The organism is Coprococcus sp. LG101-27 (genome assembly GCF_027695515.1).
Taxonomy (GTDB): domain Bacteria; phylum Bacillota; class Clostridia; order Lachnospirales; family Lachnospiraceae; genus Allocoprococcus; species Allocoprococcus comes.
Window position 1 is genome coordinate 1 of the sequence record NZ_JAQEUJ010000011.1, and the last position, 11,665, is coordinate 11,665.

Annotated in this window: 13 protein-coding genes and 1 pseudogene; 6 read left to right on the plus strand and 8 right to left on the minus strand. The window is 39.6% G+C overall.

The features are described 5' to 3' along the window. Window positions 1-262: 262 nt before the first annotated feature. The 5 genes and pseudogenes from PG766_RS08980 to PG766_RS09000 form a co-directional block, all read right to left on the minus strand. Window positions 263-739: pseudogene (locus tag PG766_RS08980) on the minus strand (lysine--tRNA ligase); the annotation flags it as partial. Window positions 740-946: 207 nt separating this feature from the next. Beyond that, window positions 947-2,173, minus strand: coding sequence for a tyrosine-type recombinase/integrase (locus tag PG766_RS08985; RefSeq protein WP_270590746.1), 1,227 nt, complete (start codon window positions 2,171-2,173; stop codon window positions 947-949). 214 nt (window positions 2,174-2,387) lie between these two features. Then, window positions 2,388-2,612 carry a DUF6462 family protein gene (locus tag PG766_RS08990; RefSeq protein WP_009245419.1) on the minus strand — a complete coding sequence of 75 codons (225 nt, stop codon included), beginning with the start codon at window positions 2,610-2,612 and terminating at the stop codon, window positions 2,388-2,390. A gap of 107 nt (window positions 2,613-2,719) precedes the next feature. Beyond that, window positions 2,720-3,487 carry a hypothetical protein gene (locus PG766_RS08995; protein WP_118198858.1) on the minus strand — a complete coding sequence of 256 codons (768 nt, stop codon included), beginning with the start codon at window positions 3,485-3,487 and terminating at the stop codon, window positions 2,720-2,722. After that, entirely contained in the window at window positions 3,487-4,419 is a 933-nt protein-coding gene (locus PG766_RS09000) for a MarR family transcriptional regulator (RefSeq protein WP_118198859.1), read from the minus strand. The genes PG766_RS08995 and PG766_RS09000 overlap by 1 nt, the downstream gene beginning before the upstream one ends. Before the next feature lie 388 nt (window positions 4,420-4,807). Here PG766_RS09000 and PG766_RS09005 point away from each other — a divergent pair, with 388 nt between their 5' ends. Genes PG766_RS09005 through PG766_RS09030 form a run of 6 tightly spaced genes read left to right on the plus strand, consistent with a single transcriptional unit; the run spans window position 4,808 to window position 8,533 of the window. Next, the gene (locus tag PG766_RS09005; protein ID WP_118198860.1) at window positions 4,808-5,194 is read left to right on the plus strand and encodes a plasmid mobilization protein; all 387 of its coding nucleotides are present in this window, start codon (window positions 4,808-4,810) and stop codon (window positions 5,192-5,194) included. Next, on the plus strand, window positions 5,172-6,725 hold the full coding sequence (locus tag PG766_RS09010; protein ID WP_270590747.1) for a relaxase/mobilization nuclease domain-containing protein: 1,554 nt from the start codon (window positions 5,172-5,174) through the stop codon (window positions 6,723-6,725). Before PG766_RS09005 ends, PG766_RS09010 begins: the two co-directional genes overlap by 23 nt. Before the next feature lie 29 nt (window positions 6,726-6,754). Next, window positions 6,755-7,081: a hypothetical protein gene (locus PG766_RS09015; RefSeq protein ID WP_118198862.1), complete on the plus strand. Its 327-nt coding sequence runs from the start codon at window positions 6,755-6,757 to the stop codon at window positions 7,079-7,081. Further along, window positions 7,068-7,847, plus strand: coding sequence for an FAD-dependent thymidylate synthase (locus tag PG766_RS09020; protein ID WP_118198863.1), 780 nt, complete (start codon window positions 7,068-7,070; stop codon window positions 7,845-7,847). Before PG766_RS09015 ends, PG766_RS09020 begins: the two co-directional genes overlap by 14 nt. A gap of 16 nt (window positions 7,848-7,863) precedes the next feature. Then, a complete protein-coding gene (locus tag PG766_RS09025) occupies window positions 7,864-8,250 on the plus strand; it encodes a dCTP deaminase domain-containing protein (RefSeq protein WP_270590753.1) in 387 nt (128 codons plus the stop codon). A 4-nt stretch (window positions 8,251-8,254) separates the two neighbouring features. After that, window positions 8,255-8,533: a helix-turn-helix domain-containing protein gene (locus PG766_RS09030; RefSeq protein ID WP_096240097.1), complete on the plus strand. Its 279-nt coding sequence runs from the start codon at window positions 8,255-8,257 to the stop codon at window positions 8,531-8,533. A 130-nt stretch (window positions 8,534-8,663) separates the two neighbouring features. Here the strand turns inward: PG766_RS09030 and PG766_RS09035 are convergent, their stop codons facing one another. From PG766_RS09035 to eda, 3 genes are all read right to left on the minus strand, one after another. Further along, window positions 8,664-9,095 (minus strand): hypothetical protein, encoded by a 432-nt coding sequence (locus PG766_RS09035; RefSeq protein ID WP_118198864.1) that lies wholly within the window; start codon window positions 9,093-9,095, stop codon window positions 8,664-8,666. 892 nt (window positions 9,096-9,987) lie between these two features. Beyond that, window positions 9,988-11,016, minus strand: coding sequence for a sugar kinase (locus PG766_RS09040; RefSeq protein WP_117827484.1), 1,029 nt, complete (start codon window positions 11,014-11,016; stop codon window positions 9,988-9,990). Further along, window positions 11,016-11,660 (minus strand): bifunctional 4-hydroxy-2-oxoglutarate aldolase/2-dehydro-3-deoxy-phosphogluconate aldolase, encoded by a 645-nt coding sequence (eda, locus tag PG766_RS09045; RefSeq protein WP_118198867.1) that lies wholly within the window; start codon window positions 11,658-11,660, stop codon window positions 11,016-11,018. The genes PG766_RS09040 and eda overlap by 1 nt, the downstream gene beginning before the upstream one ends. Window positions 11,661-11,665: the final 5 nt, after the last annotated feature.

The following is an 11,665-nucleotide window of genomic DNA, read 5'->3' on the forward strand; positions in this document are numbered from 1 at the left end:
TTTATCAGACTTCCTACACTTGAAAAGTGCGAACATAAAAACAGTTTCATCAATATTCTCCTTTATAAATACCAATTTATCTTTTTCTTTCTGAAAATGGGCAATTCCGCAATGGAACTGCCCATATATCTTTAAAATATGCGATTTTTAAGGCTCTGCACCGTTTCAAGCACCATTTGGTGTAAATTTGGTGTATTTGTGTATTTTCAGAGCTTTTTCACAAATGAAGTACATCCCGTTTTGTAAGGTAAAACGGTACTTCTTAATAGAGCTTTGCACCTGCCGGAATATGGTCATCTACCATAAGGAGATGAAGCTTTTCTTCGCCTTCTTCTTCGTGTACTGCACTGAGAAGCATACCACAAGAGTCAATGCCCATCATTGCTCTTGGAGGAAGATTTGTGATTGCGATAAGTGTCTTACCAACAAGTTCTTCCGGCTCGTAATATGCGTGAATACCGCTTAAAATGGTTCTATCTGTGCCTGTTCCGTCATCAAGAGTGAACTGAAGGAGTTTCTTTGACTTCGGTACAGCAACGCATTCTTTAACCTTAACTGCTCTGAAATCTGACTTTGAGAATGTATCAAAATCAACATCTTCTTCAAACAAAGGCTCAACCTTTACCTTAGAAAAATCAATTTTCTCAGGCTCTGAATTTGGTGTAGAAACCTCTTTAGAACTTACACCATTTTCGGATTTTACACCACCGAGGGATTTCATTGTTGGGATTAATCGAACAATCTCTTCCACCTTTGTCCACTGAGCTCCGTCAGGCACCGTACACATCCAAAAACTGATTTTTTTGGTCTTCCACTGAAATCCATAGAGCCCCAAGTCGGCTGTGTCTTTTGTGTAGTATAAGTTTTTATTTAATAGATGAGGAAGATATATCTCCCTCTACTTTTATGGTGCGCACATGTCCTCAAAAACATGATACATCACTAATTATATTATAATCTTTCCCTGGAGATTTGCAACAATTTCCTGCTTTTTCTCCTGTGTTGCTTCCGCATAAATATCCATGGTTGTTGTAATATCTGAGTGACCCATGATACTTTGGATCACCTTCAAATTCGACTCATTCTCACACAGTCTTGTGCAGAATGTGTGCCTCAAATGATGAGCTGAAAAATGAGGAATAATGAGTGGTTCTCTATCCTCTTTCTCTGCTTTTTCTATTTCTTCTTTGTTATATGCAACTCTTGCCCTTTCAATCGCTCGATTAACTGCATTTGGTAAATATACCGTTCCAGTTGCTGTTACAAAAAAGAAATTTGAATATCCATCAATCTCTTCTGAGGAAAAGCCAATGCACTTTTGGATCTCATACTCATCCAGAAAAGCATTGAACACTTCATCGATCATCGGAATGGTTCTCCGTCCTGAAATCGTCTTTGGTGTAGAAATATGCTTGACCGATTTTCTGTTTTCATCAGGTCTGTAGATAAAAGTATGATTCACACTGATAATACGCTTTTCAAAATCCAGGTCATCCCATCGAAGACCGATGCATTCACCAATTCGCATTCCTGTTCCAAGAAGGACCGTTATAATAGGTACCCATCCTTGATATTCCCGATGGGCTTTTAAGTAATCCATAAAAGCTTTCTGCTGTGGAATCGTAAGCGCATGTCTCGGATTATCTTCCCAGATATGGCTCTTTTTGATTTCTGCCATTAATCCGTCTGTCGGATTTTGTCTGAGCAGTCCATCCCTTACAGCCATCTGGAATGCCGGATGCAACTGTGTATGTATACTATCCAGCGTATTTGCTTTCATTTCTTCATCCAGGATAATACGATAATAGAATTTTTTCACATCAGAATATTTGATCTTACCAATCAGTCTTTTTCCAAATGTTGGTCTGACAAAGTGATTATACATATAGAGATAATTCACTTTTGTTGATGGTTTCAAATCATATTTCTGTTCGATAAACCGATCATACAGTTCATTGAGCGTCATCCTGTCAGCCAGCTGCGGATTCAGTCCATCTTCTTTGTCGCGGATGATTTTTCTTTCTTTTGCTCTGAGTTCAACCAATGTTTTTGCGTAAACAGTTCGGCTATTTTTATCTAAATCTGTATAAGAATAAGAATACCGACCGTCTTTTCTCTGACTCTCACCGGTTCGCAACACATACCCCCGGCTGTCTTTTCTTGATTTTGCCATCCTCTCACCTCACTAATTGTGAGGAGCATCTTAGCTGTGCTTATCCTGTCGGTATAATAGTTCCAATCCTTTCTTAAGCACCTATTCATGGGGTCATCACTCTTTGGTCTTCCCATCTTTGCCATACTATTTCCTCCTTCCTTACAACACTATTATACTTTATGTCCGACAACAAGTCAACGTGTTTTGCTCCTCATGTATTACATTTTATTTTTTATAATTCATCTCTGAAATTCTCAAGATATTCATCCACAATCTCTGTATTAACCAGAACAACTCTCTTCACATGATAGACTGCTTTTGCATCTTTCGCTAATTCCTGAAATGTATGCAACCCCATAGAATATAATTGTGCCCCTTCCTCATAACGGACAAATTTCTTTCTTCCGACCTGCACCAGCTTTTCCAATTCTGGAATTTCTTTTCTGACTTTAGGCATGAAAAAACCTCCTTCCTTCGTACATAAAAAATATCTTTCATATATACAAAAGAAGGAGGGTGAAAATACAGCCTCTGATATGCAATTTTTTTGGCTTTAGAGAAAAATTATGTATTATCGTTCAAATTGTAGCACAGGTACAACATATCTATAATTTTTTGTTTATCCGTCCCTCTAATGCCTAATGATTTTAAATCCACTGTTTCATCAGCTATTTCAGATAAAAATTTTTTCATATCCTCCGCTATTTCCGGGCTGAGAACTTGCCTTGTATTGGCTGTGATTAACTGTGCTAATCGGAACACATCGTTTTTATGTTTCTTTATATTTTTGCTGTCAACCTGCTCTCCATTTAGCTTGCGTTCCTTTAAATCCAGCCACGCTTTCGCCTTAAATGGTATCAAGCAAGTCGGACTTAATACTGGAATGCCATCAACCATCATTTGTCCGGTTTTTAGCAATTCATAATACGCTTCATTTAAAAGGATTGCCGACAAACTGGATATTTCATCATCTATCGGAAGCGGCGTGAGAACTGCATCATCTTCCAATATAATAAAATCTGGATTTCTGGAAAATATCTCTATCATATATGGATATTCTTTGCTTTTCGGAGATGTGAAACGATAAAACTGTGCATTTCCGGTACTTTTATTCAAATGCTCATATCCTGCTTCCTTGACATACTCCCAGAACTGCCTGCCGAACTCCGCTGTTATGGATTCGACAATCAATACAATATCTACATCTTTTGTAGCACGAAACGGTAATTCTTCATTTTCCATAATCAAATCACAAGCTGTCCCGCCGATGATGACATATTGATTTTCAAACCCCTGAAATCTTTCCTTAAATTTTGTAAATCCGTTGACCATTACTCCTGCAACCTTCTTTCTTGCAATTCATCTACTGCTTCTTCAATTCTCTCATCATTTGTATCTCCAAAAGATAAAACAATGGAAATATCGTCAGCACTGTTATCCTCCGAAAATTGTTTCGGGTTGTATGCCCATAATTCAAGTCTGACCTGTTTATCCGGGTCTATCAGTTCATCTGTCAGCAAAGTTTTATCATAATCTTTCTCACTAATTGCATAGGTAACAACTCGGCTGGGATTTAGCATTGTTTTTTCAGAAAGTGCCGTTTCCCCTGCAAAGACCATGTTTTCTGTAACTTGCGCCTTATCTATATATCCTGCTTTGCGGACAGGCGTCGTCAAATATACTTTTGCTTTTTCAAATAATTCATCTCGCTTATATTTTGACTCAATAAACTTGTTGACACCGTCTTTTGCCACAAGAAACAAATTCGTCGCTTCCAACTGCTTTACTGCTCTAGTCAAGGTCATTGCTGTAAATGGAAGCACTTTTCTGGTTTCTGAAATATACATGCGTTTTTTCTTATTATACAGATAAAACAAAAGCAACTGCTGCGTTGAGTAAACAAACTTACCTGTCAGCTTTGGCGATTCTTTCTCATCTGTAAGCATTGTTCCAATGAAAGGAAGAAAGATCTGCTTATCAGTAATAAACGGTATATTATTTTCTATAAGACTTTTTCTTCGATAATTAGATACTGTCGCAAGTTCAAAGACGACTGGCACATTATCAATTTGCTGTATTTTTGCAATTTGTTTTTTCAATGCCGGAAGTGTGGCAAGTTCTTCTATTGGAGCAAGCATTATACAACGTCTGTTTCCAATATATGCTGTTTGAAAATCATAACTTCCTGCGATGTAAACAGGCAAAGAATCCTGATGATTCCATGCTTCATATTTTATAGAAATCCCGAATACACTGGTAAGCATATTTCTCATTCTCCTTTTAACTCATTTTCTTTCATTTTAACTTTGGCAATGTTAAAAGTCAAGTTTTTGAGTTATTTTGATTTTTCTAAAATTCTTTTCACTCACACCCTGTATTTTCCCCCTCCATCTTTTGTATATGTGAGAGGGTTCGTAGACACAGAGCAAGATCCACCCAGGTATTACCGTATCGCCATTTTATGGCTACGGCATACCTCCGGGTAAGTCTCTTGATGGGGATTCCGATTCCCCATACCCTCGTACAGACATCAAAGATATCTGTTGGCTCTCTATCAAAGATAGTCGCAGCACTTTATATAACCGGAAGGGACAGCCGGTTAAAAAGTGTAATCGCACATCCAAGATGTCTTATCAAAAAAGAAGGAGGACTATGGCACCAAAGAAGAAAGATAAGAATCTCAAGAGGAGTAACATCATCACATTAAAATTAACGGATATTGAATTGGCAGTATTAAATGAAGCCACTGACGTTACAGGACTTTCTCGTTCTGAATATGTGAGAAAACTACTACTTGAAAAGCAAATCAATCACCAAATTGAAGTTGTTGCAGACATGAACGATCTCAGAAAACTGGTCAGTGAATATGGAAAAATCGGATCGAATCTCAATCAGATCGCCAAGCATTTTAACAGTGGTGGCAGTCAGTCTCGTGCTATAGAAAATGAAATCCATCAGTGTATCACGGACTTATTCCTATTGAGAAAAGAGGTACTGAAACTGGCAGGTGGTATGAATGGCAATCGTAAAACACATTAAAAGCAGAAATGCAAATTACTCGGCTGCTATTAATTACCTTCTGTTTGAACATGATGAAAAAACCGGAAAAAAGATTGTAGATGAATCCGGTCGAAGCATCCTGCGAAAAGAGTTTTATATGGATGGTCTGAACTGTGATCCGATGTCTTTTGACAAGGAATGTGAACTGACAAATGCTCATTTTCACAAAAATAAGAAACGTGAAGATATCAAAAGTCACCACTACATTATCAGCTATGATCCAGCCGATGTTACAGAAAATGGACTTACCGGTGAGAGAGCACAGACAATCAGTTTGGAACTTGCAAAGCAGATGTTTCCCGGATATCAGGCACTGGTAGTTACTCACACCGATGGCCACAATGAATCCGGAAATATCCATACTCACATCGTCATCAACAGTGTGAGGAAGACTGCAGTGGAAAGGCAGCCTTATATGGATAAACCACATGAAGAAGTTGCCGGATACAAGCATCGTTCCACGGATAAATTCATGAACACTTTTAAGAAAACTGTCATGGATCGTTGCCTACAGGAAGGACTTCACCAGATAGATCTTCTTGCTCCGGCTGAAAGAAAAATCACTCAGAAAGAGTATATGGCACAGAAACACGGCCAGCAAACAATAGATGAGATCAATCGGAAAATTATCGAAGATGGTCTCAAACCAACATCCACCGTATTCCTTACGCAGAAAGAATATTTGCGACAAGCGATTGATGAATGTGCTGTCACTTCCAGTAATTTTGATGAATTCCAATCTAAACTTCTGGAACTATTTCAGATCTCTGTGATTGAGCATCGTGGCAGATATAGCTATCTTCATCCTGATCGACAGAAGCGGATTACTGAACGTGCACTGGGAACACGATATGGAAAAGAACACCTGGAACAGACCTTCTTACGCAAGGATCCATTGGCCATTCTCTACATCAGATCTCACCTGTGCCTGGTTGTAAATCTCCAGACAAATGTGAAAGCAATGCAGAACCCGGCTTATGCTCATCGGGTAAAACTTTCTAACCTGCAACAAATGGCAAATACTATTATCTATGTGCAGGAACATGGATTTGATACGCAGTCAGATTTGAAAAACACACTGCTTGCATCAAAGCAGGAACTGAAAGAAATGCAGACACAGTTTGCTCAGCATCGGTCCAATCTAAGGACTCTCAACGATCAGATCCGCTACACCGGACAGTACTATGCAAACAAGGAAGTTTATTCCCAATTTTCAAATGCAAAGTACAAAGGAAAGTACCGGAAAGAACATGCGAAAGAAATTCAGAAATATGAAGAAGCCAGAGATTGGCTGAGATCCTTTTATCAGGATGGAAAGATGACAAGCCTAAAAACCCTGACTTTACAAAAAGAAAAACTGCAACAGCAGATAGCTTCCGAAGAAGAAGCAATAAGTAGCTTGAAAGAAAAATTAAAAGATCTGGACACTGCCGATCAGAATGTTGATGCCATTCTTCAGATGCAGATTCCAGAACCAGTGAAATCAAAAACCAAAGATCTCGAACGATAACTATTACAAAACAAAGGAGGAACTATCACATGACACAAGAAGAATTTAATGTTGTATTTGAACTTCAGATGAGAAAGTGTGCCGATATTCTGGCACATAAAAAGAAAGAATATACCGGTGATAATATTGACCGCCTCAGTGCATTCAAGATTGCTGCCACTTTACAGAACTGTGATCCAAAAGCAGCACTGGCCGGCATGATGTCGAAACATGTCGTATCCCTTTACGATATGTGTTATTCCACTCTGTTACATTTTGACATGGAACAGTGGGATGAAAAGATCACAGACTGCATCAATTATCTGATTCTTTTAAAAGCTCTGGTAAAGGAGGAACAGGCCTATGGATCACATTGAAACAGCTATCTTAAACTGCTATGGGATCCGGGAAGCAGAACAGAATATGGTCTTTGCTGCCAGGCTCACACAACACGGTCATACGATCCAGAACATGGCAGATCTGATGGATCTTTACCATCAATCCTACAGTCAGAAGACCGTAGAAAACATTGCAGGACTTCCCCATCCAACAGTACAGAAATTCATGGTCATTACCGTGGCTGTTGTTGGTGCAAGCAGACGCTTCCTGGCACAGATCACAAGGCATCAAAACGAAGTAAAGTACATGAGTGCATCTCTGCAGTACAGCAATTATTCCGGTCATGCTGCATTTGCTATTCCATATGGAATCATGAAAGCAGATAAAGAAATCCAGGATATTTACAAGAAAAGCTGTCAGTCAGATCTGGATCATTATGCAGAGCTTTGTACCTTAGGCATTGATCATGATTCAGCCGGATATGCTACACCTCAGGGACTTCGAAACGTACTGATCATCAGTGCAACACCTTACCAGTGGAAGCATATGATCGGCCAGAGAACCTGCAGAAGAAATACGGATGAAACCAGGATCGTGATGCTCTATATCTGGCAAAGATTGTACAAATTAAGCCCGATTCTTTTTGCACCGGATCTGACCGGTCCATTCTGTCAAAGAGGAAGCTGTATGGAAAAACAGATGTCCTGCCAGAATCCTATTTCGAAACTTTGGATGCCGTCAGATATTTTAAAAACTGATTATCCATTGCTCATCAGGAAGGAGGTGAGCAACCATAAAGATTAAACTGATTGACTTTGGTCTGAAAGCAGATCATCATCCCTTCCGGCCACATGAAAATGATGCCGGTGCTGATGTATTCATGCCTTATGATTGCGTATTAAAACCAGGTGAGGTTGCAAGAATTCCACTTGGATTCGGTCTCATCATACCGGATGGATTTGCCGGATATGTCTTTCCACGAAGCAGCATGGCAGCAAAAGGACTGGTATGCGAACTTCCACCGATCGACTCCGGTTACCGTGGTGAGATCCATGCCATTATCAGCAACGTAAGCATATCTTCTCAGACCATTCATAAAGACACACGCGTCGGTCAGCTGGTGATTACACCGGTCGTGATTGCAGACTTTGTCCTGGACCTTGGTGAAGAACGAGGAACCGGGTCATTCGGAAGCACAGGAGAATAATACTATGATTACATTTGGAAGAAAATTAAAACACTTAAGACAGAAAAATCATCTCACCCAGAAAGAACTCGGCATAGCTGTCGGATTTTCTGACAGCTGTGCTGATGTCCGGATTGCTCAGTACGAAAGCGATGTCCGAACACCGAAAGAAGATCTTATGAAACTCTTCGCATCAACACTCGGCGTTCCAGTTGAACTCTTTACCGTACCGGTACTCTCAGAACCCAGGGAGTATGAGGCGGCGGAATATTGGAGGTATGAATTAGGGGCGGAACTAGATTAATTGTCATAATACTGAAATGAGGCAACGGATTTTCCGTTGCCTCGCTTTTATCATTTTGATGGTAATTGAAAATATCCTCCTGTGTTGAGCAATCCTCTTTTTCTGCGCTTTATCTGCATATCTATATATTTCATTTTATTTCTGTTCCATCGATAAAAAGCACATATTTATCCGGATTATGAACAATATCATAATCTTTTCTATATTCAATCGGTCTAAATTCTATCTGCATAATGGATTTTCCATTTTCGATATCTTCTTTCCAAGAATATACGGTCATATCAAGGCTGGTTGCATATCCATGATCTGTAGAAAATTTTATTGAATGAAATGAATTCTCTTTGTACATTTTTAAAAGCAGTCTTGCAAATGCTTCTTTTTTATCAGAAATGTTTTTTCTGTTAGCAACTACTGTAAGATTCTCATCTCTATTCATAGAAAAACTGCCAACTACATCTGGCTCACCTTCTTTATACTTTAATAAGCTTTTCCCAATTATCATTCCAACAATAATCGAAAAAACGATAGCAACAAATACAAGTGTTATATTATTTTTCTTCATTTTATCAAGTTCCTCAGAATTATATATAAGTCTTTAGAACTACTATATCATATTTTCACGTTAAACCAAATAAGAAAGCGCCGCAGGTTTATAAACTGCGACGCCTTTGTCTGCCTTGTTCTTTATGAACTTGTGATTATTTTAACTGTTTTATCAATTTCCGTCAATCTGCAATTTTGCTTAAAATTATCTGTTAATTTTCTCCATTTATCGTTTTTATCACGAATTACTTTTTCTGTTTTTACACTATCTATAAAATTTAATCACTGATTATATATTATTTTGTGTTATTTCGCTATTAGTATTTCTAATACCTATTTTTGCATTCTCTTTTTGGATATATTCTTCTAAAGTCGAAAATGCCATTGCTTCCCCGGTACACATTACCAGAAGATCCCGCTGTATCACATACTTATCCGGGGCACTTAAGAGATCTTTCCGCTCAATCCTGGTCATCTCCTGGAACCGGTCGTGCAATTTGTCTTCTGCATAAATATAGGAATGAAATCTTGTTACTTCTTCAAAATTCTTCCCACAGACTACAAACCCAACCGACACAAGCTTTGCCGGCGGTCCTCATTTATCTGGGATGTTAAGAATTCCGTATCCAGGAACGCAACCATCTCGTTGTCGAGTTTTTCTGCGATATTCGGTATACTTTTCGGTAATATATTTCTATTTATATTTTTTTTTGGTTTTTTCTTGATCTTTGTCAATGAAAACACTCCTTTTTTTATAACGCATATATATTTTTCTTCTTCCAGTATACCTAAAAAAGAACGGAACGACAATCACAACCTTCCTGTCTGGATATATGCAACAAGAGACCTATCCTTTTAGATAAGTCTCTTGTTAACTACCGAGGACAATAAAAAAGTTAAAAACACCGTCCCTACCGATTTACTCTCCCGCTTCCGTCACTATTCATAAGCGTTAATACTTCTTCTTCCGAAATATAATTCAGATCGCCCGGTATTGTATGTTTGATGGCGGCCGCTGCAAGGGCAAATTCCAGTGCCCGGTCCGGTTCCATGTGTGTTAAAATTCCGTGTAAGAACCCTGCCGCAAAAGAATCTCCTCCTCCAACACGGTCTACAATATGCAGATTGTACCCACTTCCCTGATATAATCCAGATTCACTGCATACAGCACCTGACCAGCCATTATCCGAAGCACTGATGCTTTTTCTAAGTGTTGTGATAAGGTTAGTAAATCCATATCGCTCTCTTACATTTTCCATATGTTTTTCATCTACACAGATACTGTAGTCCCCATCGATAAAATTCTTATCTTTTTCTGCATATCCCAGGCACTTTGCAGCATCTCTTGCATTTCCGAAACAGATATCTACATACGGCATCAGCTCTGAAAGCATCTTCTGCTTTCCTTTCACATCTTCTGTCCACAATTTCGCACGGTAGTTTAAGTCGAACGATGTTGTCACATCGTGTTCCTTTGCCTTTTGCAAAGCAATCCTGGTAAGTCTTGCCGTCTCTTCACTTAACACCGGCGTAATTCCGGATACATGAAAGAGCTCTGCGCCATCAAAGATCTGATCAAAATCAAATTCTTCTGCTGATGCCTGAGTAATAGACGAATCCGCTCTGTCATAGACAACGCTCGAAGGACGCACCGAGGCCCCGTTTTCCAGAAAGTAAATTCCAAGCCTTTTCCCGCCCCGTGCAATATAACGGCAATCTACGCCTGATTTTTTTAAAGTTGCAATGGCTGCCTCTCCAATTGCGTTAGAAGGAATTTTGGAGATATATGTCACATCATGGCCTAATTGGGCTAGAGAGACAGCCACATTGGCCTCGGCACCACCATAATTGATTTCAAACTCCGAGGCCTGTGCAAAACGTTGATAACCCGGCGGTGATAATCTGAGCATAATCTCGCCCATTGTAACAACCTTAGCCATTACTTCACCTCCCTGGCAGAATGAACCAGTGAAACCGCTTCGCGGGTCAGCTCTGTAATCTGATCAAAAGCACCTCTTGCCACAAGATTTCCCTTTACCATCCAGCTTCCGCCACATGCAAGTATTTTGTCATATTGAAGATACGGTACAATGTTTTCAGGGTTGATTCCGCCAGTCGGCATGAATTTCAGTGTCGTATATGGTGCCGCAACTGCTTTTATCATACCAAGACCACCTGATGGTTCTGCCGGGAAGAACTTGACAACTTCAAGTCCCATCGCAATTGCCTGTTCCATTTCACTCGGTGTGACAACACCCGGAGTAATCGGAATCTCATGATCGATACAATATTTTACTACAACAGGGTTGAATCCCGGGCTTACAATAAACTGCGCTCCGGCTTTCACCGCACGGTCAACCTGTTCTACTGTCAGAACGGTTCCGGCCCCTACGACCATCTCCGGAAACTTCTGGGACATAATACGAATAGATTCTTCGGCGGCAGCTGTGCGGAATGTCACCTCCGCACATGCCAGTCCACCGTCGCACAAAGCTTTCGCCAGCAAAGCAGCATCTTTGGCGTCCTCCAGCACAACCACCGGCACAATTCCAAATTGCTCTAATTTTTTCAATACTTTATTCATTTCAT